This is a genomic window from Ensifer sp. ENS02, assembly GCF_014851885.1.
Taxonomy (GTDB): domain Bacteria; phylum Pseudomonadota; class Alphaproteobacteria; order Rhizobiales; family Rhizobiaceae; genus Ensifer; species Ensifer adhaerens.
Map to the genome: position 1 here is coordinate 497,596 of NZ_JACVAO010000001.1, position 24,019 is coordinate 521,614.

General features: G+C 63.4%; 24 protein-coding genes, 2 pseudogenes and 1 riboswitch. Of the genes and pseudogenes, 17 read left to right on the forward strand and 9 right to left on the reverse strand.

Annotation, left to right across the window (positions count from 1 at the left end):
- Window positions 1–531: 531 nt before the first annotated feature.
- From IB262_RS02545 to IB262_RS02585, 10 genes and pseudogenes are all read left to right on the forward strand, one after another.
- On the forward strand, window positions 532–921 hold the full coding sequence (locus tag IB262_RS02545) for a hypothetical protein (protein WP_162728902.1): 390 nt from the start codon (window positions 532–534) through the stop codon (window positions 919–921).
- Window positions 806–2,245 carry a terminase large subunit gene (locus IB262_RS02550; protein ID WP_112977124.1) on the forward strand — a complete coding sequence of 480 codons (1,440 nt, stop codon included), beginning with the start codon at window positions 806–808 and terminating at the stop codon, window positions 2,243–2,245. Before IB262_RS02545 ends, IB262_RS02550 begins: the two co-directional genes overlap by 116 nt.
- Window positions 2,246–2,369: 124 nt before the next feature.
- Window positions 2,370–3,230: pseudogene (locus IB262_RS02555) on the forward strand (hypothetical protein); the annotation flags it as partial.
- Window positions 3,227–3,676 carry a GNAT family protein gene (locus tag IB262_RS02560; RefSeq protein WP_192493377.1) on the forward strand — a complete coding sequence of 150 codons (450 nt, stop codon included), beginning with the start codon at window positions 3,227–3,229 and terminating at the stop codon, window positions 3,674–3,676. The pseudogene IB262_RS02555 and the gene IB262_RS02560, both read left to right, overlap by 4 nt.
- Window positions 3,677–3,681: 5 nt before the next feature.
- Window positions 3,682–4,194 (forward strand): annotated as a pseudogene (locus tag IB262_RS02565) (tail fiber domain-containing protein); the annotation flags it as partial.
- Window positions 4,195–4,270: 76 nt separating this feature from the next.
- Window positions 4,271–5,653 carry a hypothetical protein gene (locus IB262_RS02570; protein WP_192493379.1) on the forward strand — a complete coding sequence of 461 codons (1,383 nt, stop codon included), beginning with the start codon at window positions 4,271–4,273 and terminating at the stop codon, window positions 5,651–5,653.
- 101 nt (window positions 5,654–5,754) lie between these two features.
- The gene (locus IB262_RS02575) at window positions 5,755–6,363 is read left to right on the forward strand and encodes a hypothetical protein (protein WP_192493380.1); all 609 of its coding nucleotides are present in this window, start codon (window positions 5,755–5,757) and stop codon (window positions 6,361–6,363) included.
- The gene (locus IB262_RS02580; RefSeq protein WP_034793500.1) at window positions 6,360–6,563 is read left to right on the forward strand and encodes a hypothetical protein; all 204 of its coding nucleotides are present in this window, start codon (window positions 6,360–6,362) and stop codon (window positions 6,561–6,563) included. The genes IB262_RS02575 and IB262_RS02580 overlap by 4 nt, the downstream gene beginning before the upstream one ends.
- A gap of 120 nt (window positions 6,564–6,683) precedes the next feature.
- A complete protein-coding gene (locus IB262_RS35860; RefSeq protein WP_082566485.1) occupies window positions 6,684–6,941 on the forward strand; it encodes a hypothetical protein in 258 nt (85 codons plus the stop codon).
- The gene (locus IB262_RS02585; RefSeq protein WP_112977120.1) at window positions 6,928–7,302 is read left to right on the forward strand and encodes a DUF1515 family protein; all 375 of its coding nucleotides are present in this window, start codon (window positions 6,928–6,930) and stop codon (window positions 7,300–7,302) included. The genes IB262_RS35860 and IB262_RS02585 overlap by 14 nt, the downstream gene beginning before the upstream one ends.
- A 107-nt stretch (window positions 7,303–7,409) precedes the next feature.
- Here the strand turns inward: IB262_RS02585 and IB262_RS02590 are convergent, their stop codons facing one another.
- Window positions 7,410–8,438, reverse strand: coding sequence for a helix-turn-helix domain-containing protein (locus IB262_RS02590; protein WP_348646579.1), 1,029 nt, complete (start codon window positions 8,436–8,438; stop codon window positions 7,410–7,412).
- Window positions 8,439–8,557: 119 nt separating this feature from the next.
- Between IB262_RS02590 and IB262_RS02595 the strand changes: the two genes are divergently transcribed.
- Both IB262_RS02595 and IB262_RS02600 read left to right on the forward strand, forming a co-directional pair.
- Window positions 8,558–9,574, forward strand: a complete 1,017-nt coding sequence (locus IB262_RS02595) for an alpha/beta hydrolase (RefSeq protein ID WP_192357131.1) — start codon at window positions 8,558–8,560, stop codon at window positions 9,572–9,574.
- A 74-nt stretch (window positions 9,575–9,648) separates the two neighbouring features.
- Window positions 9,649–10,614, forward strand: coding sequence for an MBL fold metallo-hydrolase (locus IB262_RS02600; RefSeq protein WP_112977456.1), 966 nt, complete (start codon window positions 9,649–9,651; stop codon window positions 10,612–10,614).
- Between the two features lie 72 nt (window positions 10,615–10,686).
- Here IB262_RS02600 and IB262_RS02605 read toward each other — a convergent pair whose 3' ends face one another.
- Both IB262_RS02605 and IB262_RS02610 read right to left on the reverse strand, forming a co-directional pair.
- The gene (locus IB262_RS02605) at window positions 10,687–11,799 is read right to left on the reverse strand and encodes an NADH:flavin oxidoreductase (protein WP_192493381.1); all 1,113 of its coding nucleotides are present in this window, start codon (window positions 11,797–11,799) and stop codon (window positions 10,687–10,689) included.
- 1 nt (window position 11,800) lies between these two features.
- Window positions 11,801–12,193 (reverse strand): RidA family protein, encoded by a 393-nt coding sequence (locus tag IB262_RS02610; protein ID WP_060584830.1) that lies wholly within the window; start codon window positions 12,191–12,193, stop codon window positions 11,801–11,803.
- A gap of 142 nt (window positions 12,194–12,335) precedes the next feature.
- Between IB262_RS02610 and IB262_RS02615 the strand changes: the two genes are divergently transcribed.
- On the forward strand, window positions 12,336–13,229 hold the full coding sequence (locus IB262_RS02615) for a LysR substrate-binding domain-containing protein (protein ID WP_060520570.1): 894 nt from the start codon (window positions 12,336–12,338) through the stop codon (window positions 13,227–13,229).
- Window positions 13,230–13,247: 18 nt separating this feature from the next.
- On the opposite strand, the gene IB262_RS02620 is transcribed toward IB262_RS02615, so the two are convergent.
- The 3 genes from IB262_RS02620 to IB262_RS36425 all read right to left on the reverse strand — a co-directional run bounded on the left by IB262_RS02620 (window position 13,248) and on the right by IB262_RS36425 (window position 14,469).
- The gene (locus IB262_RS02620) at window positions 13,248–13,547 is read right to left on the reverse strand and encodes a hypothetical protein (RefSeq protein ID WP_034788071.1); all 300 of its coding nucleotides are present in this window, start codon (window positions 13,545–13,547) and stop codon (window positions 13,248–13,250) included.
- Between the two features lie 173 nt (window positions 13,548–13,720).
- Window positions 13,721–14,020, reverse strand: a complete 300-nt coding sequence (locus IB262_RS02625) for a hypothetical protein (RefSeq protein WP_192493382.1) — start codon at window positions 14,018–14,020, stop codon at window positions 13,721–13,723.
- Window positions 14,020–14,469, reverse strand: coding sequence for a DUF4339 domain-containing protein (locus IB262_RS36425; protein ID WP_281435714.1), 450 nt, complete (start codon window positions 14,467–14,469; stop codon window positions 14,020–14,022). Before IB262_RS36425 ends, IB262_RS02625 begins: the two co-directional genes overlap by 1 nt.
- On the opposite strand from IB262_RS36425, the gene IB262_RS02635 reads away from it, so the two are divergent.
- The 3 genes from IB262_RS02635 (at window position 14,426) to IB262_RS02645 (ending at window position 17,173) form a co-directional block, all read left to right on the forward strand.
- Window positions 14,426–14,581 (forward strand): hypothetical protein, encoded by a 156-nt coding sequence (locus IB262_RS02635; RefSeq protein WP_192493383.1) that lies wholly within the window; start codon window positions 14,426–14,428, stop codon window positions 14,579–14,581. The two genes, IB262_RS36425 and IB262_RS02635, sit on opposite strands and share 44 nt — an antisense overlap.
- A 208-nt stretch (window positions 14,582–14,789) precedes the next feature.
- On the forward strand, window positions 14,790–16,565 hold the full coding sequence (locus IB262_RS02640) for an SLC13 family permease (protein WP_034788081.1): 1,776 nt from the start codon (window positions 14,790–14,792) through the stop codon (window positions 16,563–16,565).
- Between the two features lie 128 nt (window positions 16,566–16,693).
- The gene (locus tag IB262_RS02645; RefSeq protein ID WP_060584836.1) at window positions 16,694–17,173 is read left to right on the forward strand and encodes an SRPBCC family protein; all 480 of its coding nucleotides are present in this window, start codon (window positions 16,694–16,696) and stop codon (window positions 17,171–17,173) included.
- A 178-nt stretch (window positions 17,174–17,351) separates the two neighbouring features.
- Here the strand turns inward: IB262_RS02645 and IB262_RS02650 are convergent, their stop codons facing one another.
- The 3 genes from IB262_RS02650 to aspT form a co-directional block, all read right to left on the reverse strand.
- Window positions 17,352–19,031 carry a TrkA C-terminal domain-containing protein gene (locus tag IB262_RS02650; protein WP_051659120.1) on the reverse strand — a complete coding sequence of 560 codons (1,680 nt, stop codon included), beginning with the start codon at window positions 19,029–19,031 and terminating at the stop codon, window positions 17,352–17,354.
- Window positions 19,032–19,210: 179 nt separating this feature from the next.
- Window positions 19,211–20,863: a bifunctional aspartate transaminase/aspartate 4-decarboxylase gene (locus IB262_RS02655; RefSeq protein ID WP_051659121.1), complete on the reverse strand. Its 1,653-nt coding sequence runs from the start codon at window positions 20,861–20,863 to the stop codon at window positions 19,211–19,213.
- Window positions 20,864–20,921: 58 nt separating this feature from the next.
- Window positions 20,922–22,610, reverse strand: a complete 1,689-nt coding sequence (aspT, locus tag IB262_RS02660) for an aspartate-alanine antiporter (RefSeq protein WP_348646585.1) — start codon at window positions 22,608–22,610, stop codon at window positions 20,922–20,924.
- A gap of 481 nt (window positions 22,611–23,091) precedes the next feature.
- Between aspT and IB262_RS02665 the strand changes: the two genes are divergently transcribed.
- Entirely contained in the window at window positions 23,092–23,568 is a 477-nt protein-coding gene (locus IB262_RS02665; RefSeq protein WP_200949942.1) for a RidA family protein, read from the forward strand.
- 177 nt (window positions 23,569–23,745) lie between these two features.
- Window positions 23,746–23,962, forward strand: a riboswitch (cobalamin riboswitch).
- Window positions 23,963–24,019: the final 57 nt, after the last annotated feature.

Below are 24,019 nucleotides of genomic sequence, written 5' to 3' on the forward strand. Positions count from 1 at the left end.
CATTGCATGGTTCCCGCGGCTGGACTGCTAGGCTGAAAACTGCTTAAAATCTTGAACTAATTTGACTTTTCCCTGGCCACTGCCGGTAGAGCAGGAGCGCTTGCGATGCATTGCGCCAGAAGCACCCGATGTGGGGCAACCCGGTGAGCGGTATTGATGACCGAATGCAACCTGAAGTCAAGGTTGCAAGCGTGACATCCGGCGTGACACACGCATTTTTCTGTGATCGGCTGTCACGCTTGCTAGCTTGAACAGCCGCGGCGACACGATGGTGTCTCCCGCAGGCATTGGCGTTCCCAGCTTGGGCGCCGAGACCTTCGGAGATGTCGGCTCGTCGACTTCGGCCAGGGCCGGAGCCGGCCTCGCGAACATGCCAAGCAGTTTCGTCCACAAACGCCGGATCACCTGCGATCGCCTCCAAATCCCGCCGCTACCGGTCGGCTTTGATGGCAGAATGCAACTTTTGGTCAAGCGGCGGCCGATCCAACGTGCGCAGGAGGAGCAATCGCCTCGTGCCCCGGAGCCAATCCCATGACAGTGAAGCCCGCAAAGGACCCGAAGACCGGGCGCTTTCTGCCGCGCGCCGGAGGTGGCGGGGCCGTCCCCCGGGGGCGCACGCGCAAGGCGGTCCGCACCAAGCTCGGCGAACTCTTTCTCGAAGACATGCTTTCGGCCTGGGAGAGCCGAGGGGCGGCCGCGATCCACGCGCTGATCGAGAAGAACCCAAACGACTTCCTGAAGACGATAGCGGCGCTGATGCCGAAGGACGTGACCATCAATCCAAACCAGATGGGCGAGATGACGGATGAACAACTCCTCGAGCGGATCCGCAAGCTCGACCAGACCATCAGGCCTTTCCTTGCTGCTTCGGGAGCGGATGGAACTGACGATGGAGATCGGGCGGCGGCAGAAAACCAATAGGCTCGCCTATTACCGTCCCTATGCGAAACAGACCGAGTTTCATGAGGCCGGCGCTACCTTTCGCGAGCGGCTGTTCATGGCCGGCAACCAGCTCGGCAAGACGCTGGCGGGGGCCGCGGAAGCGGCGATGCATCTGACAGGCGACTATCCCTCTTGGTGGGCGGGCCGACGGTTCGATCGACCGATCACGATGATCGGAGGCTCGGAATCGCACGAGCTGACACGCGATGGCGTGCAGCGGCTGCTCGTCGGCCCGCCGATGAGCGAGGAGGACTGGGGCACCGGCTATCTGCCGAAATCGGCCCTTGCCGGCTGGACAAGACGCTCCAGCGCCTCGGGTGCGCTCGACAGCGTGACGGTGCGCCATGTGAGCGGCGGCACTTCGACGCTGCTTCTCAAAGCCTATGAGCAGGGCCGGGCGAAGTGGCAGGCCAACACCGTGGACTATGTCTGGTTCGACGAGGAGCCGCCGGAAGACGTCTATTTCGAGGGCATCACCCGCACCAATGCGACGGGCGGCTCGGTCGCCGTGACGTTTACGCCGCTGAAAGGCATGAGCTCGGTCGTCAGCCGCTATCTGCTGGAACCATCAGACGACCGGACCGTGGTGACGATGACGATCGACGATGCCGAACATTATTCGGCCGAGGAACGTGCGAAGATCGTCGCGAGCTATCCGGCGCACGAGAAGGAAGCGCGCACCAAGGGCGTGCCGACACTCGGCTCCGGCCGGATCTTTCCAGTGACGGAGGAGCAGATCCGCATCGAGCCCTTTGAGATACCGCGCCACTGGGTGCAGATCGGCGGGCTCGATTTCGGCTGGGATCACCCGTTTGCCGCAGCGCTTTGCGCCTGGGACCGGGATGCGGATGTCTTTTACGTCACCCGCTGCTACCGCGAGCGCGAGGCGACGCCGATCATCCATGCCGCAAGCCTGAAGCCCTGGGGGGCCTGGCTGCCCTGGGCCTGGCCGCATGACGGGCTGCAGCACGACAAGGGCTCGGGCGAGCAGCTTGCGGCGCAATATCGCGGGCAGGGGCTCGTGATGCTGCCCGAGCGCGCGACCTTCGACGACGGCACCAACGGTGTCGAGGCGGGGGTCTCCGACATGCTGCAGCGCATGCAGACCGGTCGCTTCAAGGTGTTTTCGACCTGTGGCGACTGGTTCGAGGAGTTCAGGCTCTACCACCGCAAGGACGGCCGGATCGTCAAGGAACGCGACGACGTGATTTCGGCATCTCGCTATGCGCTGATGATGAAACGCTTTGCCCGGGTGAAGGCGGATAACGCCGCCTGGGCCTTTACCGATCGGAAGGTTCTCTGATCGACCCACCGCAGTCTCCGCTCCGACGCCTCGACCCATGAGGGCCGGTCGCTTCGGCACGAGATACCGGCTCCGCGGACGGACCCGGTGCACTTCCGCTTTCATCGTCAGGAGAATTCAATGGTTATATGCCGGATCCGACCCCGGCGACGCCAACAGCTTTGCGCTGAAGGGTGTCTATCAGATTGGCCGGCCGCTTGGCAAAAACGCCTGGATCCGTGCCGGCGGCGATATCCTGATCGCCACCAGCGACGGGTTGACGCCGATCTCACAGGTGTTTCAGCGTGATCGCCAGGCGCTGAGCCAGGTTTCGATTTCGCGGCCGATCGAAGACGACTGGCGGCGGGCGGCGAATGCGACCGGCGCCGGCTGGGTGATGAAACAGTGGCCGGAGCAGAACCTCGTCTTCATTGCCTTTCCCGCCAACAGCGTCGTTGTCGACACGACTTTCGTGCTCAACGTGCTGAGCGGCCGATGGTCGACGATCAGCAACTGGGAGGCAAGTTGCTACGAGACCCTACAGGGCGGGTTGTTCTTCGGCTCGACCGGTGGCTTTTGCTGGCAGGGTGACACGACCGGGACCGATGACGGGCTTGCCTTTACCGCGGCCTATCTCTCGCAGTTTACGCCGGCGACGCAATTTGGACAGCGGGCGCGGGCTACGCTCGCCCACATGTTTTTCCGAGCGAAAAGCAAGCCGAAGGTGCGGCTCTTTGCCCGCGCCGATTTCGACAGGACGATCCCGCCATCCGAGCAGGTCACGATCGGCGATGCGGCTGCATCGGAATGGGATGTCGGCCTATGGGAAAAGGCGGTGTGGGATGCTCTGACACAGCAGCTTCGCTACAGCTTTCGCCAGAATGTGCGCGCGGCAGGCGACATGCTGGCGGTCGGCTGCGCCGTCACTTCGGGCGGTGAGGTGAGGCTCGACCTCGAAGTGGACCTTGCCACATTGCAGGTGCAAGCCGGGGAGGCGAGCGCATGAAGATCGCCTGGGGTGGCGCCGTTAACCCCGACGCGAACCAGGCGATTGCCGATTTCGTCGCCAGCCACATCGCCGGCTGCGAGCGCGGCTTTGCCGATTTCACCACCATGGGCGTACTCGCAAACGATGCGCTCGTCGCCGGCGTGGTGTTTCATAACTATGTGCCGGAGACAGGGGTCATCGAGCTTTCGGCGGCCTCGAGCAGCAAACGCTGGCTGACGCGCCCGGTGCTCCGAGCAATGTTCGGCTACCCTTTCGATGAGATCGGCTGCCAGATGGTGGTTCTTAGGGTCTCAGAGCGCAATGCCGTCATGATTGCAATCGCCGAACGCTTCGGTTTTTCGCCCCATCGAATTCCACGCCTTCGCGGGCGCGCGGAAGCGGAAATCATCTTCACATTCACGGACAACGACTGGCGGGCCCATCCCGCCGCCAAGCAGAGGTAGGCACCATGGGAAAACCCAAAGCTCCGAAGCCGCCGGATCCGCGCGAAACCGCGTCGGCACAGACCGCAACCAACATCGGAACCGCAATCGCGAACGGCACACTCGGCAACATCAACCAGGTAACGCCGGACGGAAGCCTTACCTACACCCAGACCGGTTCAACGAAATGGACCGATCCGCTGAACGGCAAGGCCTACGACTTGCCGAACTGGACGGCGACGCAGACACTTTCGCCGGCACAACAGGCGATCAAAGAACAGACGGATGCCGCCGAAAAGAACATGGCGACGCTCGCCAACAACCAGTCGGCGCGGTTGAACGATCTCTTGGGGCGCCCGATCGACCTTTCCGGTGCACCTGCTGCCGGCAACCCCAACGCCATCAACCTGCCGCAGTACCAACAGTACGGCCCAGGTCCGACATTGCAGACGACGCTGCCGAACTCCGGGAACGTCCAAGGGGCCGTTACGAACGCCGGTGCAATCCAGACGTCACTCGGCAATGCGGGGGAGGTCAGCTGAAGAATCCGGTCGTCCACTGACTTTTCCAACAAAACGCTGAGTGCTCAGCGGAACGCTTTCCTGGAGAAACCCCATGCCCAGAACTGGCGGCGTTTACTCGCCCCCCGCCGGCACCAAAGGCGTGCCGAATACGACCATCCAAAGCGTGCCCTACAACACGCTGATCGACGACCTCACTGCCGACGCCAATGCGCCGCGGCCGGTTACGGCCGGCGGTACCGGTGCGACCTCGGCAAGCGGGGCGCGTACCGCTCTCGGTGTGGAGATCGGGACGAATGTGCAGGCCTATGACACTGCCTTGCAGTCTATCGCAGGCCAAACAACAGTCGCGAACCAGATCCTCTACACGACGGCGACCGATGCGTATGCAACGACGGCGCTAACTCCGTTTTCGCGCGATCTCATTGGTGATGCCACCGCTGCCGCGATGAAAACGAGGCTCGGGCTCGCAGCCGTGGCTTCGTCTGGGTCGGCGGAGGACCTGACGACTGGCAAGCTCGCTGACGCGCGGTTGCCGACGATCATGTCCGGCAAGACCTTTACCGGCACCGTGACCGCAAGCGGCCTCGTAACAGCCGCACCCAACCAAGGCATTGACCTCGGGCCACCCAACACCGCAAATACCCCATTCATCGACTTTCATTCAGCCGGAACCGGGACCGATTATGACGCCCGCATCTTGGCCAACGGCGGCAATGCGACCGCAGGCAACGGTGGCCTAACCTACACCGCCAACGGCGGGCACTACTTCACCGGCGATGTTGTCGGCGGGTATGCCAAATTTTCCAATGTTCTCACGGGTAACGCCGTTGTTACCACCAACGGCGAGTTTATCGCCCGATCCTCCGGCGATCGGGTCTTGTGGTTCCGGACGCCGTCCGACGTTAATCGTGGGCTTGTCTACCACCAGAATTCTAGCGGTTCGCTCCGTCTCTCGCTCTTCAACACGAGTGGCGGTTTCCAACAGGAATACGGGGTCTATGAGAACGGTGTGGCCATCTGGTCCGGTCAGACATTCCTTATCGGCGGTTCCCAAGGTTCGTCTGAATATCGGATGGATACAAATGTTGTTGGTCAGAGTTATCGAATGCTTGGGCTAAACAACGGCCACTTCAAAATTCAACGTTCTGCCGATCGTTTCGTTAGCAACGCTCCTGATTTAATCTGGTGGGATGCATCTAATACAGCAACATTTTCGGGTGCCGCTCTTGCAAAATCATTCCTTCCTAGTAGCTCTACTCCATTTGGTGCAGACAATGGATTGACGGGCGGTAGTGGGGATAACGCGACCTTTGCGACACATAACGTCCGAGTGTCCACTTGGTTTGGTGTCGGTATTTGGGATAGTTCCAGCAACGCTTGCGCGATCCCGCGTCGGGTGTATTCAAGTCCTATTCTGCAAAGCAGTTCGAAAGCCTGGACGCGGTCGTCCTGGAGGGGCGCCGGCGTGCGGTAGGCCTCTGCCATCTGGCCGCAATTCTCGCCGAGGTCCATCACGAAACCGGCGGTACAATGCGGCCGGTCGAGGAGAATCTGAACTACTCGGCAAGGCGGCTCATGCAAGTATGGCCGGCGCGGTTTCCGACGCTTGCTAGCGCGGAACCCTACGCGGGCAATCCGCGCAAGCTTGCGAACCGGGTCTATGGCGGGCGGCTTGGCAATGTCGAAGACGACGACGGGTGGGTCTTTCGCGGGCGAGGGCTGGCGCAAATTACCGGTCGCGCGAACTATGGCAAGTTTGGTCTGGTGGAGATGCCGGATCGTGCCTGTGATCCGGCAACGGCCATTCGCATTCTTTTCGACGGCATGGTGCACGGGCTTTTCACGGGCAAGCGACTGACTGATTTCGACACGGACGATAGCCGTTCGGCGGCGGCGACCGGCTATCGTTATGCCGCCTCACGCGCGATTATCAACGGCGATATCAGGCAGAACGGGCCGAAGATCGAGGCCTACGGCCGCGCCTTCGAGGCGGCGCTGCGTGCGGCCGGATATGGTCGCGAGAGCGCTTCGGCCGATCCCTCCGTTGTTGTCGTGCTGAGGCCAGGCTCGGTCGAAAGGGCGCCCGACATGGAAAGCGTCAACGCTTCGCACGGGGCCAAATTCAATCGCCTGCGCCGTCTCATTGAGGCGGTTGCCGGGTTTCTTGCGCGGTGGACGAAATGAGTGCTGTCGTCATCCGTATCCTGCTGCGCTACGGCGCGGGGCTGCTCGTGGCTAAAGGGCTGCTGGCGCCGGAGGCGGGGCTGGTGCTTGCCGATGATCCCGACGTGCAGATGCTGATGGAGGTGGGTATCGGCCTTGGTGCGGGCATTCTCTCGGAGTGCTGGTACGTGCTGGCGCGACGCCTTGGCTGGGCGAAATGATGTTTGCCTGGCCGAAGCTTCTCATCGCCGGCCTCATCGTCTCGGGTCTCGTCTGGCTCATTCATGAAATCCGCGCAGACGGCGCACGATCCTACGCCAATACCATCGAAAGGCAGAACAATGACGCTCAGAGCCGCGCTCGTGGGAAGCGCCTTGATTACGATTCCTGCCTTGATGCTGGCGGGGTGTGGGACTTCGCGTCCGGCCAGTGCTCCCGGGCTGCGCGCCGTGGTCGGAACTGATCTTGTCGGCGCGCGCGGAGCATCGCCAGCGGATCAGCGCCGGATCGACCGCACGGTCGTCGGCCTTTGTGCCGCGGATATCTGGACGAAGGCCGAATGCGCGAAGCACGGGGGAGACCATCATGTCGCTGGCTGAAATCGATATCGTTGTTCATCGCCAGTTGGGAGAACTGGTTGCCGGCATGCGCGGCCTGCAGGAGTCCATTCATCGGATCGAGGATGGCGCCAGGCGGGCGGAGGATAAATCTGCCGCCAGTCAGGCCAGCGTTCACCGGCGCATGGATCAACTTGCCGAGCGGGTCAACGAACTGGAAGCGTCGGCTTCCGCTATCGGTGCCGAAATCTCCGATATGAAGCCGGTGACCGATGACGTCAGGCGGTGGAAGCTCATGGGCATTGGTGCCCTTGGGGTGACGGGAATTGCTGCGATGGCCCTCGGTGTCAGTTTTGCCGAAGCGATCCGGCGGATCGTGTTCGTGATTGCCGGAAAAGGCTAGCGCTCAGGGCTGCTTGACCTACGTCTTTTAATCAAAGCGCCGCGCACCCGAAAGGGTGCGCGGCGCTTTTTGCGTTTGGTGCTCTAAAGGGTATCGCCCGTCGATGATCACACGGCCGGTATCGGATTTGCCGGAGCGCCCAAAGTGCGGACGCTCTCCGAAACCGAGAAGCGAAGGCGATACTCCTTCGGTGAGAGACCCAGGATCTTGCGGAAGATCTTGCGATAGGCGTTGGTGTCGTCATAGCCGCTTTGCCAGGCAACCTGCTCGATCGAGAGATGTGAGCGCTCCAGCAGATCGCGGGATTTGGCGATCCGTAGCCGCTGGCAATATTCGGTCGGGTTGAAGCCGGTTGCCTTCTGGAAACGGCGCAGGAAGGTGCGGTCGCCGAGACCGGCGCGGTCGGCCATCATCTGCAGCGTCACGCCCTTGGTGTTGGCGCCGTGCAGCCAGTGCTGGATCTTCAGGATGATCGTGTCGCCGTGATCGAGCTTCGGGGCGAAGACGCTGTAATAGCTCTGCTCGCGCGCGCCGGGGTCGATGATCATGTAGCGTGCGGTTGCCAGCATGACGTCGGTTCCGAGGAACCGGTCGACGAGTTTCAGGCCGAGGTCGATCCAGGCCATCATGCCGCCGGCGGTGATGATGTCGCCTTCGTCGATCAGCAGCCTGTCGGTGTCGACGCGGATGTCGCTGTAGCGGTTGGAGATCAGGTCCTGATGCGACCAATGGGTGGTGATGGTGCGACCGGCGGCGAGGCCGGACTCTGCCAGCAGATAGGCGCCGCCGCAGACGGAGCAGATCGTCGCGCCGCGTTGATGCTGTTCGCGCACGAAGGCGGGCAGGGCACCGATGCGATCGCCGACCGGCAGATCGGAGAGCGTCGGCGGCAGGATCAGGGCCACAAGGCCCAAGGAGGGGCCTTCGTGAGTGTCACGTGATTTCGATACCGAGCCATCTTCCTGAAGTTTCCAGTGGCTGATGCGGATTTGCGGCGCGTCTCTGCCGCTTTGCTCGACCGACTGCATGCTCGCCACCTGGAACATGTCGGTCAGCCCATGGATCGCCGATATCAGGGCGCGGGGATAGACGACGATGCCGATCTCCGCCGGCTCGTTTTCGGGTCGTTTTGTCACTTCTGCCCCCATCGTTGTCAGCTTTGCCGGTCGAGAGGTTAGGCCCACCGATTTATCAATTCAACCATCGCTTCCGCCGAATGGAAGCCCGAGCAACAGAGATCAAAGAGGTGAGGACAATGACACAGGCAAAAGCAGTTTCCGCAAGCGTTTCCAACGGCATCTCCCGCCGCACGGTTCTCTCGGCCGCCTTTGGCGCTGCCGCGACGGTAGCCGCGGTCAATGCCATGAACACGCCGGCCAAGGCCGCATCCACCACCGCAACAACCGCCGGCGCCTCCGGCACTAAGGGAGCAAACACCATGGGCAGCCGCATCATCACCCGCGATGGCGTCGAGATCTATTACAAGGACTGGGGGCCGAAGGATGGCCCGGTCGTCGTGCTCAGCCACGGCTGGCCGCTGTCGTCCGACAGCTGGGAGGCGCAGGCCTTCCACCTTGCCGCCAACGGCTTCCGCGTCGTCACCCATGACCGCCGTGGCCACGGCCGCTCGTCGCAGCCCTGGGACGGCAACGACATGGACCACTATGCCGACGACCTCGCGGATCTGATCAACGCGCTCGATCTGAAGGGTATCTTCCTTGCCGGGTTTTCGACTGGCGGCGGTGAGATCAGCCGCTATATCGGCCGCCACGGCACCAGCCGGATCGCCAGGGCCGGTTTGATCTCGGCCGTGCCGCCGCTGATGGTCAAGACCGACAAGAACCCCGGCGGCCTGCCGAAGGAAGTCTTCGACGGCCTGCAGGCGGCAAGCCTGAAGGATCGCTCGAAGCTCTACCGCGACATCGCGTCCGGTCCGTTCTTCGGCTTCAACCGCCCGGGCGCGATCGCCTCTCAGGGCATGATCGACAGTTTCTGGCTGCAGGGCATGACGGGGGGACACAAGAACACTTATGACTCGATCGTCGCCTTCTCGCAGACCGACTTTACCGAGGACCTGAAGAAGTTCGACGTGCCGACCTTGATCATCCATGGCGACGACGATCAGATCGTGCCGATCGATGCGGCGGCACGGGCCTCGAAGACGCTGGTGCCGCATGCGGAGCTCAAGGTCTATGCCGGCGCACCGCACGGCATTACCGACACCCACAAGGACCAGCTCAACGCCGACCTGCTCGCCTTCGCCAAGGCCTGATGGTTGTTCGCCGGCGCCGCCTCGCAGGTGGCGCCGGCACCCTATGTCAAACGCTTCAGCCAAGGATCAGAGCCATGACCTCTTCCCACAATCCCACCGACGTCTCCGGCCCCGGCCGTCGTGAATTCCTTGCAGGCACCGGTGCGCTTGCAGCCTCCGCCCTGCTGCCGAAAGGTGCCCATGCCGCAGATATCAAACGTTTCCGGCATGGCGGCTTCGATATTTCCGTCGTCAGCGACGGCTTCATCATGCTGCCGGTCAGCATCGTGCTGCCGGATGCAACGGCGGAAGAGCGGCCGGAGATCATGCGCCGGCTTGGCGGCACTCCCGAAAAGGCGCCGTTTCACACCAATATTCCGGTCATTCGCACTGGCGACGATCTGATCGTGGTCGACGACGGCTCGGGCACACGTTTCCAGGAGAGCGCCGGCAAGCTTCACGCCAATCTGCTTGCGGCCGTCATCGACCCGAGAGCGGTGACGAAGGTGGTGCTGACGCATGCCCATCCTGACCATGCGGGCGGCACCGTTGGCGCCGACGGCACGCTCGCCTTTCCGAATGCGCAGTACTTCGTTTCGGAGGGGGAATGGCGGTTCTGGACCGATCCCAACTTCGAAAAGACCATGCCGCAGGTGCTTCATGGCTTTGCCAAGGGTGCGCAGCGCGATCTCTTTGCGGTCAAGGACCGGCTGACCCTGGTGAAGCCCGGCGACGAAATCGTCAGCGGCATGCAGGTGCTCGACACGCGGGGCCACACACCCGGTCATATCTCGCTTCAGCTTTCCGGCGGTGACGGCGCCGGACATGAGGGCTTGGTGATCACGGGCGATGCGGTCACCAGCAACATCGTCTTCTTTGAGCACCCCGACTGGCATTTCGGCTTCGACACGGATGCGGAGCTGGCCTTGAAGAACCGCAAGGCCCTGATCGACCGGGCCGCGTCGGAGCGGCTGGCGCTGCTTGGCTATCATTGGGCCTATCCGGGGATCGGGCGGGCGGAGCGCAACGGGGCGGCCTATCGCTTCGTGGCGGCGGGGTGACCGCCTGGAGCCGGCAATCACTAGGACAGTTGACGGGCGCGCCTCCTGCGGGGCGCGCCCGTTTCTCTGCATTCAGAGAGCCAGTTCGCTGTCCTTGATATCGCTGATCGGCGCAAGGAACGGCAGGTCGAACGGACGCAGAGCGGTGCGTTTCGCGGTGAGCTGTGGCCAGTCGGGATTGACGAGCGCGCCGCGGCCAAGCGCGATCATGTCGGCACCGGCTTCCATCACCTCCTCGGCGCGGTCGAGATCGTGCAGGCTGCCGTTGGCGATGATGAACAGGCGCGGCGCGTGGCGGCGGGCGAGGGAAACGAGCGAGGCGTCGCCGCCCTCGAAGGCCGGCTTCCAGGCTTCGAACTCGGTCACGTGCACGAAGTCTGCCGGGCTTTCGGCGAGCGCCTCGAACACGCGGGCTGCACCTTGTTCGCGTTCTGCCCATTTGTGCCTGAAGTCGTTGACCTTACCCTGGGAGAGCCGCAGCCCCAGCGGGGCGTCGGGGCCGATCGCCACGCGCACTGCCTTCAGCACTTCGAGCGACAGGCCGAGCCGCTCAACGATATCTCCACCCCAGCGATCCGCCCGCCGGTTCGAAAAGTCCGTGAAGAACTGATCGAGCAGATAGCCGTTGGCGCCGTGGATCTCGATGCCGTCGAAACCGGCAACCTCGATTGCAAACCGGGCGGCTCTGGCGAAGCCTTCGATCGCCTCGGCGATTTCGGCATCGCTGATCTCGCGCGGCAGGGCATAGGGGCCGTCGCCGTGATAACCGGTCAACTGGCTGCCCTTCGGCCGGACGGCGGAGGGGCCTACCGTCTCGGGCCTGTGCGGGTTGCCCTGCGCCAGCGCGCCGCCGTGCATCAGTTGTGCGAAGATTCGCCCGCCTTCCGCATGAACGGCCTCGACGATCGGTCGCCAGGCGAGAGCCTGTTCCCGGTCGGTCAGGCCCGGCTGGTCCTTGTAGGTTTGGGAATAGGCCTTGTCGGTGTAGATGCCCTCGGTCGTGATCAGGCTGAAGCCGCCGCGGGCGAAGCGCTGGTAATAGTGCTGCATGCGCTCGCTGGGCGCGCCGGCCGCCGTGGCGCTGATGCGGGTCATCGGCGCCACGGACAGGCGATTGGCGAAATCAAGCCCCTTGAGACGGGTGCCGGTGAAGGCGGGGGACGCGATGCCAAACGGTGCGTTCATGTCACTTGCCTCCATCGAGCGCGATCGCTTCGATCTCGATCAGCGCGTCCGGCGAATAGAGCGAGGAGACCTCGATGATGCTGTCGGCGGGATAGGGGGCGGAAAACCACGTGCGGCGCAGCTCGATGATCTTGGCGAAATTCTCCATGGAGCGCAGGAAGATCGTGACCTTGACGATCTTGTCTAACCCAGAGTCCGCCGCCTTGAGCGCCCGGTCGAGATTGCGGAACGCCTGTTCGGCCTGGCGGTCGAAGTCGCCGACGCCGACGAGCTTGCCGTCGTCGCCGATTGCCGCCTGACCGGAGACGAAGACGAAGCCATTGGCCTTGATCGCCTGGGAAAGCAGGAAGGGCGCGTAGGGATCCGGCTGGGTGACGACCTGTTCGAGAGACATAAGATGTCCTTTCATGCTTGAGATTTTCTCAGCTTGGCGCTGTTGCCTTGGCTGTTGATCCTAATATGCTGGGGCATTCTGCGGCTGACAAAGAGTGATTTCTCAGCCGACAGATGATCTGAGTTCATCCATTGAGGAAATCATGAGGAAGTTGCCGCCGCTCGGCGCACTCAGGGTCTTTGAAGCGGCCGCCCGGCGGATGAGCTTCAAGCTGGCGGCCGAGGAACTGAACGTCTCGGCCACTGCCGTCAGCCACCAGATCCGCCAGCTGGAGGAGATGCTGGAGACCAAGCTCTTCGAACGAGGGACGCGGCAGGTCCGGCTGACCACTGCGGGAAAGGTGCTGTTTCCGGTGCTGCGTGATGGCCTCGACCGTTTCGAGCAGGCGATCGCCGACATGCGCCGGCAGGAGGCAAGCAAGGTGGCGCGGCTGACGTCCACCGTCGCCTTCGTCGCCAAGCGCCTGGCGCCGCTTGCCGGTTCCTTCCGCGAAGCCTATCCCGAGTGGACGCTGAGGCTGGACGCCTCCCACCGGATGGTCGATCTGGAGGTGGATGCGGATGCTGCGATCCGCCTTGGCGGCGGTGATTATCCGGGCCTCGTCACCGAACCGCTGTTCGCCGATCGTTTCGCCCCGGTTTGCGTGCCGCGACTGGCGCCGGCCAGTGCCGCGGACCTCAAGCACGCGACGCTCATCCACTACGATTGGGGCACGCTGCGCCGCCACGATGCGCGCGCGCCGGTCTGGCGGCAATGGCTGGAACGGGCTGGCGCCACCGATGTCGAGGCGGGCGCGGGGCTTTCCTTTACCGACGAGATCCATGCCGTGCAGTCGGCCATCGCCGGTCAGGGCATTGCCCTCTTGAGCCTCACGCTGGTCGCCGAGGAGCTTGCCTCCGGCATTCTCGTCCAGCCGTTCGACCTGACGCTGGAAAGCGACCGATACGACCTGGTCTACAGTCCGCGCATGGCGGACCGGCCAGCGACCCGCGTGCTTCGCGATTGGGTGCACGCGCAGTTCAGCGGCGATGCCTGATCCGTGAGGTGATCTCGTTCAGTCGTCGAAGCCGAGGAAGTCCGGCGCCCAACGGCGACTGGTGAGGCGCAACGAACGGTCAGGCTCGATGATATAGGTCTCGTAGACCTTGCGGCCGTAGGAATCGATGAACTGGTGCGGGACGATGCTGCCGACGGGTGCCTTCTTCAGCTTGGTGCGCGGTTGCCCGCCATAGGTGATGCTGCCAGGAATCGGTTGCATGTTCGGCGAGTAACCGTAGCTGATGTCGGGGCCGGTGGTCGCCGTGCAGCCACTGAGAAGCAGCACGACGGAGAGGGCGGCAAAAGCGTGTTTCATGTCGGCGATCCTCAGAATGGCTGAGCCTGGCCCACACGGCGTCAAGCGTCAGGCGGAAACGCCTTGGACGATCGTTGCCGGTGCGGTCCAGCACTCTCTTCTAAAGTGTAGCGCTTAAACGGAAATTTCCAAGTTCTGTCATGCGGATTCCGGCAAGCAATGCTTGCAAATGTTCACGGCTTGTCCCAGTTGTGGAATGCCCGATCGCGACAGTTGCGGCGGGCTTGCGCGCAACCTAGCGTTCGGGTGCGTTCCGAGCTTTTTTGGACGCGCCTTTGGGGGCGAAATGGCACCTCCGCATATTGCCGTTCGCTCATTGTTGCCGGGACCTGCTCGTGCCCGAAATAGACGCCGCCGCTTGCCTGGTCCGAGCTGATCGCAAAGAGCATGTTGCCCCGCGAGAGATCCTCGACGAGCCAGGCGGCCTCGAACGTCGTCTGCCTGCTGGTCACCGGATTGACGAAGGTCTGCATCAGGGGCGGCGGGCCACCAAGGCAGCCGGTATGTAAAGCAGCAGCATTTCGAAAATGCGCGCCAGAAAACGGGGCCATGGCCGGGCAAGCGGATATTCGGGCGATGGCGGCGGCGCGTCGGCGGACGGCCCAGGTCCTGGCGTCGCGCGGCGGACGGCCGCTTTGATTTCGGCCATGTCGCAGGCCGGGATCCACTCCCCGTGTCCCTGCCGCCAAACCAGCACATCCGGTGAAAGCTCGTCCCGCGCGATCATCACCAGCAAAATGTTGTCGCTCACGGGCCCGTGTCGCTCGACCCGATCACATAGTGCCACGCTGTGCTCGCCGAACTGCAGGCGAGGGCGGGATACGAGGCGAGCGCGGACTGGACGCCGGTTATGATCAACGGCCAAGGGGCGCCTGGCGATGAAGTCGCTCAAGGAACCGGACGCCACCGCCGAGATAACCATTGCGCTGCGCGGGCGAGACGCCTGGCGGATGGTTAGATTTCTGATGAAGGGCAAGAAGCGGGGCGAGGCGATCGATACGCTGGAGACGGCCGTATTCGGGACCATCGAGTAGCGGGCGGCAGGGGCTGTCGCCTCGCCGCCGGGCGCGGCCGGCGGTCCATGCGCTTCGCACTCATGCCCAGATTTGTCGCTGAGATGAATTCCGATTTGCCGAAACATGGGTTACGTCTTGTGTGAACTTCTGCGCGGATTGCGCGTTTCGGCTTGTGTCGGCCGCACGTCCCGTCCCGCCCAGTCTCTTTGCTGAACCCGGATATTGCATGACCGCCGAACAGTCTCTCGCGTTTCTCGTCATCGGCGCCATGATGGTCTTCTTTATCTGGGGGCGGTTTCGATACGACGTGATCGCCTGTTCGGCGCTGATGCTGGCGGTCGCCGTCGGCATCGTGCCTTACGATCATGCCTTCGATGGTTTCAGCGACGACATCGTCATCATCGTCGGCAGCGCCCTGATCGTCAGCGCCGGGGTGGCGCGCTCGGGGATCGTCGACGCCGCCATCCAGCGGTTCCTGCCGAACATCTCATCGGTCCGGGCCCAGCTCGCACTGCTGGTCATCACGGTGACAGTGCTTTCCGCCTTCATCAAGAACATCGGGGCGCTGGCGATCATGCTGCCGGTCGCCTTCCAGTTTGCCCGGCGGTCGAATGTCCAGCCTTCGGTCTTCCTGATGCCGATGGCCTTCGGCTCGCTGATCGGTGGGCTGATGACCCAGGTCGGCACGTCGCCGAACATCGTCGTCTCACGGGTGCGCCAGGAGCTGACCGGCGAGAGCTTCACGATGTTCGACTTCACGCCCGTCGGCGCGACGCTGGCGCTGGTCGGCTGCATCTTCCTGCTCTTTGCCTACAAGCTGGTGCCGCAGCGCTCCAGCAGCCAGGTCTCCGTCCATTCGGCGATCGAGATCACCGATTATACGTCCGAGGCGGTTGTTGCCGCCGGTTCGCCGGCGATCGGCAAGGCGCTCAGCAATCTGGTGAAACTGGGCGACGGCGGCGCTGTCGTCATCGCCATCTTTCGCCGCGGCCTGCATCTGGCGCCGCTTCCCGACGTTACCCTCGAAGCCGAGGACATCCTGATTTTTGAAGGCGGTCCGGGAGCGCTCGATCGCATCGTCTCGCAAGGCAAGCTGAAGATTGCCGGCGACCGCGCGCCGCATGGGCGGGAAAAGGCCGGGGACGAGATCGAGGCGATCGAAGCTGTCGTCGGCAGCGGTTCCCCGCTCGAGGGCATGTCGGCACAGCGCCTGGCGCTGTTCAACACCCACAACATCAACCTGCTCGCCGTCAGCCGCCAGGGCGAGAGGCTGAAGCAGCGGCTCGGCAGTATCCGCTTGAGGGCAGGTGACATCATCGTGCTGCAGGGCGCGCGGCGCGAACTGACGCTCTTCCTGCAGGAGTTCGGCTGCCTGCCGCTGGCGCAGCGCGAGATCCTGCTTGGCACGACGCGAAAGGCACCGCTGCCGCTTCTGGTTCTGGCGGCCGCGATGGGCTCAACGGCAGTTGGACTTGTGCCGGTGCCGATCGCCTTTTTCGCGGCAGCCCTCGCCATGGTCGTCTTCCGCATCATCCCCTTGCGCGATTTTTATCGCTCGGTCGATGGGCCGATCCTGGTGATGCTGGCGGCGCTGATCCCGGTGAGCGATTCCTTGCGCACGACCGGGGGCACCGATGTCATTGCGGCCTGGCTCGGCACGGTTGCCGCAGGCCTGCCGCCGGCCGGCGCGCTGACGATCATCCTGCTTGCCGCCATGGCGGTGACGCCGTTCCTCAACAATGCCGCCACCGTGCTCGTTATGGCGCCGATCGCCGCGAGCTTCGCCGGCGCGCTCGGCTACAAGCCGGAAGCCTTCCTGATGGCAGTTGCCATCGGCGCCGGCTGCGATTTCCTCACCCCCATCGGCCACCAGTGCAACACGCTGGTCATGGGGCCGGGCGGCTACAAGTTCAGCGACTATCCGCGCCTCGGCCTTCCGCTGTCGGTGGTGATCGTGATCGTCAGCATCCCGACACTGATGCTGGTGTGGCCGCTGCGTTAGGTGTGGTGCGACTGGCACCTCGCCGACAGGGATGCTCGCATAAATAGTCGCTACCGTGTACAGGTAGACGCGCGGTAGCGCCCGCCGCAGATTTGCCTATCCGTGAGCGACAACAGGGAGAAGATGGCATGAGCCCCAAGCCCACCGGCCACGTCAGTGGCAATGACCTGATCCTGACGCGCACGTTTCATGCACCCATCGCCGACGTTTGGACGAGCGTGACAAAGTCCGAGAGCACCGCGCTCTGGTTCGGCCGCTGGGAAGGCGAAGCGGGGCCCGGCAAGACCGTGCGGCTGCAACTGCTCCATGAGAAAAGCCAGCCATGGACGGATGTCCTGATCGAGGAGTGCGCCGCGCCGCACCGCCTGGTCGTGGTGATGAAGGATGACGCCGGCGAGTGGCGCATCGCGTTGACGTTTACGCAGACGGGGGGCACGACGGAGCTGCGCCTGGTTCAACATTTGAGCGACCCGAAACTCGCAGGCGACGTCGGGCCGGGCTGGGAATATTACCTTGATATGCTGGTCGCCGCGCGCGCCGGCAAGGCTTTGCCGTCATTTTCAGACTATTATCCAGCGCAGAAAGCGCACTTTCTGGAAGGCGTCTAGCCCCTGGAGCTCGTCAGTCGGACGGGCGCGTTCGACACAATTTGCGGGCGCTGCCGCTGTGGGCCGCGCGTTCTTGTGTCGTAACGAGAGGGCGCGCCGCGGCGGCGTTGCCGGGGTCGGCTGGCCCCCTCGCAACCGCACCTTCTCGCAGTTCGACACCGAGCGGTGCCTCGCTGCGCTACGCCAGAACGGTGACGAGAACCGCGCCCCAGAGCGCCAGCAGCACGTTGCCGATCGCGTAACCGAGACCGTAGCCGAGTGTCGGGACCTTGCTTCCGGCCGCTTCCTGCACGGCGGCAAGCGCCGGGGCTGAGGTTCCGGCGCCACAGCAGGTGCCGGCGAGCACGCCTTCGTTCATGCCGAAGACCCAGCGGCCGAGCGCAAGTGCGGCCAGATGCGAGATCAGGCAGATCAGCAGGCTGGCGATGACCAGCGCCGGGCCGGACTGGACGAGGCCGGCGACAAAGCTCGGGCCGGCCGAGATTCCGACGCAGGCGATGAAGGCGCACAGCCCGACGCTGTCGAAGAACCAGAGGGTTGCCTCCGGCACGAAACCGAAGGTGCGCCGGACCGAGCGCAGCCAGCCGGCGCAAAGGCCCGCGATCAGCACGCCGACGGCGACGCCGAGGCCGATTTCGAGCGCGCCGAGTTTCAGGGCAGGGATGCCGATGAGGCCGCCGAGGAAGATGAAGACGCCGACAAAGACCATGTCGGTTGCGGTGGTCTCACGGTCGGCATAGCCGAGTAGCTTCGCCACCTCCTCGACATGGCGTCTGGCGCCGGCAATCGACATCACGTCGCCACGGCGGACGGTGAGGCCAGGGAAGATCGGGATCGGCTGGCCGGCGCGCAGGATGCCGCGCAGGAACACCGAGCGCGCTTCCGGCTGCTGCCTCAGCTGCCACAGGCGTTTTCCCGCAACCTCCTTGTTCGTCACCACGATATCGAGCACTTCAACCGGGATATCGAGCAGCGTGCGGTCGTCGATCTCGGTGCCGATCCGGCTGGAATATTCGACGAGGAAGCCGCGAAGACCGGCAACGGCGATGATGTCTCCAGCCTGCAGGCGCTCCTTGGGCGTTGGGGTGATGATCTCCTCGCCCCGGCGGATCTGCTCGATATAGGCCTTCTGGTTTTCGGGAACGCGCGCTTCGGCTTCCGCGACCGTCAGCCCCACGAGGGCGTCGGCGATGACGAAGGCGCGCGCCTCGATTTCGCGCCGTGCGGTGTCGCCGCTCGTCTGCGGCGCGATCTTCAGTTCGGCTTCTAGCTCGGCGCAGGCCTCCTTGAGGCTGCGGCCAAACATCCGCGGCGCCAGTTGCGACTGGACGAGGATGGCGGTCACGACACCGACGAGATAGGCGACGGCAAAGCCGGTCGCCACGGCGGATTCGAACTGGCTCGCCGCTTCCGGCGTCGGTGCCGTCTTGCGGAAGGTGTCGATCGCCACGCCGACGGTCGCCGATTCCGTCGCGCCGCCGGCGAGCACGCCGGCTGCCGTTCCAAGATCGAAGCCGAAGAGCATCGAGAGCACGATCGCAACGGCAAGCGCGACGACGCAGAGCGTGACGGTGACGGCGATCTGCGGCAGCGCGTCGGCGTTGAGGCTCTGGAAGAATTGCGGGCCGGTGCGGTAGCCGATAGCAAAGAGGAAGAGCAGGAAGAACGCCTGCTTGACGTCGTTGGAGAGCACGGCGCCCGTCTGGCCGATCAGCACGCCCGCCAGCAGGCAGCCGGTTACGGCGCCGATGGTGACGCCGAAGATGGTGATCTTGCCGACCGCGTAGCCGATGCCGAGCGCGAGGAACAGGGCAAGCTCCGGATGCGCCCGCAGGATGCTGAACAGGTGGTCGATCACGCGGCAGTTCCTCCCGGTGCCAAGCCGAAGAAAGCCGCTTCAGCTGGATGATGCGCTGGTCGCTGAGCCGGCGGAAAGAAAGTCGCCAGCCGGAGATGCGGGGATGCTTGTCGGCCGAGGGAAACACTGGCCAGGCGTTGGGGAAGGGCGGCCGGCATGGCTGCCGGCCGCCCGATCGGCTAGCTGATCTTCAGGCCTTTGGCGGCCTGGTAGGTCTGGACGTAACCGCGCGCCACCGAGCGCACGGCGCGGCCGATCTGCGAATAGGCTTCGTCATTGAGGTTGGCGAAGGAGACGCGTGCCGACCAGCTCGGCGCATCGAAACCCGAGCCGTTGAGCAGCACGATGCCGTGGTCCTCGGCAAGCCGGAAGGGAATGTCGAGCGGGTGGATGTTGTCCTTCACCCAGGTGACGACATCCTCGCCGACATATTTGCGCAGCCAGAACTCGAAGTCGATGATGCCGTAATAGTGGTCGAAATAGATGCCCGGATTGGACTCGACCCCCATGCCCTCGATCAGGTTCCAGAAGCGCTTGGTGCAGATGGCGATGCAGGCCTTCTGGTAAGCCTTCTCGACGTCCATCAGCTCGACCAGCCCGAAGAGCGTCATCATCACCTGCTGGGGCAGCGACAGGCCGGCGGTGTGGTTCAGCGCCACGTCGCGGCTGTCGGCGACGATGCGGTCGATGAACTTCACCTCGCGCGGCTTCGGCGTCATCGCCTTGTAGCGTTTTTCAAGGAGCTTCTGGATCGGTTCGCCATGGGCCTTGATCTTCTCGTCGAAGATGTTGTCCTCGGCGACGGCAATGACGCCGAGGCGCCAGCCGGTGCAGCCGAAGTACTTCGAATAGGAGTAGACGCCGATCGTGTTGCGCGGCAGATGCCCAAGCAGCGACTGGAAGCCCGGAACGAAGGTGCCGTAGACGTCGTCCGTCAGCACGATCAGGTCGGGGCGCTTCTTGTTGACGAGGTCGACAAGGCGCTTGATCGAATCCGGATCCATCGCCACGGCGGACGGGTTGCCGGGGTTGACCAGGAACAACGCCTTCACCTTGGGGTTCTCCAGCGCCTTGATGTCTTCGTCGGTGAACTGGAACCGGTCCTCCTGCTCGGCGCTGACGTTGATGGTCTTGAGATCGTAGTCCTCCAGCTCCGGCATTTCGAGATAGGGCGTGAAGATCGGCGTTCCGAGCGCGATCGTGTCGCCGGCGTTAAGCAGGCGGGCGTTCTTCAGTGCTTTGAAGATGTAGCACATGGCGGCGGTGCCGCCTTCGACCGGGTAAAGGTCGAACTTTGCCTTCGGTCGGTGGCCGGCGCACATCGCCCACATCAGGTATTCGTGGGTGATGATCTCGTTGTGGTGCAGCGCCCGATCGGGAACCGGATAGTTGTCGCCGATGATCGAGTCCGTGAGCTCGTGCACGAAGGCGTCCGCATCGAAGCGGAAGGTGGTGATGGCGTAGTTGACGGCGTCGGAAAGCGTCTTTGCCGGCGGGATGCCTTCATCCTCTTCGTCCCAGTCAGCCGTGTTTTGCAGCAGCTTCTTCGTCCACTTTTCGAACCGCGCGTGGGCGCCGTCCTTCGGCGGCATGCCGGCCACACCGGCCTTCGGGTCGTAATAGGCGCGCTTGGCTTCCGTCAGCGCAAACTGGCCGAGCAGGAAGAAGGCTTCGCGAGCGCGTGTCGCCGTCCAGTTCGGGTTGCCGCGGCCGGCATTGAGGAAAGCCTTGGCGGATTTCTGTGAGCTCGACTTGGCGAGCTTGATCAGTTCGTCCTTGATTTCGAACGGGCTGAGATCGGAAAGGCTGTCGTAGAAATTTCTGTCCAACATGGTCCACACTCCCTGTGATCTATGCATTTTGAACGATGGTTGGCTTCGCCCGTTCGCCTCAGGCGAGCATGATGACGATGACGAGTCCGAAGATGGTCAGCAGCGTGTTACCGATGGCGTAGGGCATGCCGTAGCCGAGCGCCGGCACCTTGCTCTTGGCCGCCTCCTGGATCATGCCGAGCGCTGCCGTCGTCGTTCGCACACCGGCGCAGGCGCCAAACAGGATCGCCGGGTGGAACTTGAAGACATAGTGGCCGAGGAGCACCGAGGCGATCATCGGGATCGACGTGGCGACCACGCCCCAGATGAACAGCGAAATGCCGACCTCCTGCAGGCCCGCGACAAAGCCCGGGCCGGCGCCGATCCCGACGACGGCGATGAAGATGTTGAGGCCGAGCGTGTTCATCAGCCACAGCGCCGGTGACGGGATGCGGCCGAAGGCGGGGTAGGTGGTGCGCAGCCAGCCGAGCACGAGGCCGGCCAGAAGCGCGCCGCCGGAGGTCGAAAGGCCGATCGGGATACCGCCGATCGTGATCGTCAGCGCACCGATCATCGCGCCGATGAAAAGCCCCCAGCCGAGAAAGGCGATGTCGGTCGTCTCGACAGGCCGGTCGGCAAAGCCGAGCGCCTTGATCGCCGCTTCGACATGGCGTTTCGCGCCACCGATGGTGACGATGTCACCGCGCTCGACCGTCGTCCCGGGCAGCACCGGGATCTCGACCAGCGAGCGGATGATCTTGCGGGCATAGACGCCGCGCGCCCAATCCATGGTGCTGACTTCCGCCAGCGTCTTGCCGGCGAGCGCCTTGCTGGTCACGTAGACATCGAGGACTTCGGCTTCCGCGTTGAGCAGCTCCTTGTCCTCGACCTCCAGCAGCTTGTTGTCGAGGTTTTCGACGAGCAGCGAACGCCGGCCCGAAAAGGCGACGACGTCGCCCGGCTGCAGCACGGTGTTGCCATCGGCCTCGATGATCTGGTCGCCGCGCCGCAGGCGCTCGACGAAGACGCGGATCCCGGGAAGGATGTCCTTGACCGGTTTCCCGGTGAGCCCGCTTGCCGCGTCGACGCGATAGGCCCGGAGGCCGAAGTCGTGATAGGCGCGGGTGATGCCCGGTTCGCTCGCCTCGCTGCCGCCGCCGAGCTTGGCTTCGTATTCGCGGCAGGCCGCCGGAAGGTCGATGCCAAGAAGCTTGGGACCGAGCTGGGCGAGGATGATCGCCGAGCCGATCGTGCCCCAGATATAGGTCACCGCATAGGCGATCGGGATCTGGTCGGCAAAGGTCTTGGCCTGCTCCGGCGTCAGCCCGAGCGAATTGATCTGGTCGGTCGCAACCCCGATTGCAGCCGAGATCGTCTGCGAGCCGGCATACATGCCGGCGCCATAGCCGAGCGGCAGCCCGGCAATCAGCGCGCAGAGATAGGGAACGACGAGGCACAGCACCAGCACGGAGAGCGCAAAGGCGATCTGTTTCGGTCCATCGGTGCTCAAGCCCCGCACGAATTGCGGCCCGACGCCGTAGCCGACGGCGAAGAGGAAAATCAAAAACAGGGTGGATTTCAGGTCGCCGGAAACCTGGATACCCAGCTGTCCGATGAGAACGCCCGCAAGCAGCGTGGCGGTGACATTTCCAAGGTTGAACCCCGCGACCTTGATCGGACCGATGAGGAAGCCGATGCCGAGGGCGAGGAAGACGGCGACAGGCGGATAGGTCCGAAGCGTGTCGACGAAGAAATCAATGGGATTCACTGATGCTATTCCCCTCTGAAAGTTGAGTTGCCGTCACTTCATTTCGGGATCTGCGCGGCTAAGTTGAGCTTGTTTCCGAGGCTTGTCGATGCCCAATCTTAATCCCGGCAATTGTCGCTTCGGTCGTCGAAATTCTCAACGGGCATAGGGTTACGTGAGCGTAACGTATGTTACATTTCAGCGTTTTTACTTGGGGTTGGGGATCGAGGCCGCCGCGATGTGTCGGTCGCATTCGATCGCAAGACCGCGGCACTGGCCCGGATCGCGATGGCACTTCAACTCTGGTGTTGTAATTCGTAACGTTATCTCCCAACGTGAGGCATGAGGCGTTTTCTCTTGGTTATGCTTGGAAAAGTTGCTGGGCACGGAACGGCGCGTCTTGCTGCTTGCGATAGGGGCGTCAGAACTTCGAGGGCTTGAGAAAAAAGCGGTGTCGTCTCCGCAAGGCGGCCGGTTCGTAAGGTGACGAGGAGGGGAAGCAATGATGGACGAGGTTATCCGAAGGCTCGGCGCACTTGGCGTTCAGCTCCCGACGCCGCCGAGGCCGCTCGGCGCCTACCGCGCGGTGATCGAGGCGGGTGAGATGCTTCATGTTTCGATGCAGGGGCCATTGCTGGACGGGCGCTTCGTGCATACGGGGCTGCTCGGGCGCGATGTGACCATCGACGAGGGGCGCAAGGCCGCAGAGTTGGCAGTGCTCAACGCGCTGGCGCAGATCCATGAGCATCTCGGCCGTTTCGAGCGTATTCGCCAGATCGTCCGGCTGGAGGGACATGTCGCCTGCACTGAGGATTTCCTGGAGCACCCGAAGGTACTCGACGGTGCTTCCGAGCTTCTGGCGGCCGCCTTTGGCGAAAGGGCTGGCCATGTTCGCTCCGTCTGCGGCGTGCGCAACCTGCCGGGCAACGCCTCTGTCGCGGTGACGCTGACGGCCGAACTCTTGCCGCCGGAGTTCTGAGGTAGCACGGCACGTCTTTTAGCGTGGTCGCTATCGCGGGCGTCGGATTGTGTCCGGCGCCCAATTTTCGACTTGCGCTACGTAATGTTATTTTATAACATGCCTCGCATGACGAAACGCCGCATGTTGATAGATCCCTCCCGCCTGTGTCGTGCGGTTGTCTCATCCGCCGATTCATGCGAGGAAGGCGTTGATGGTGCTGCGTCCGCGACAATGCGGAAGCGGCTGAAAAGGGAACACGGAACGGACGACCCTGATGGGGCCGAGACCGTGGCTGCCCCCGCAACTGTGAGCGGAAAGCGCATTCACACCATGTCACTGGTCGAAGACCGGGAAGACGTGGATGCGCCACGACCCGCGAGCCAGGAGACCTGCCATCGAACCGATCAACCACAACGGACGGGGTGTTCCGATGGAAAAGAACTGGCTTTCATACGACGGTTTTCCGTCC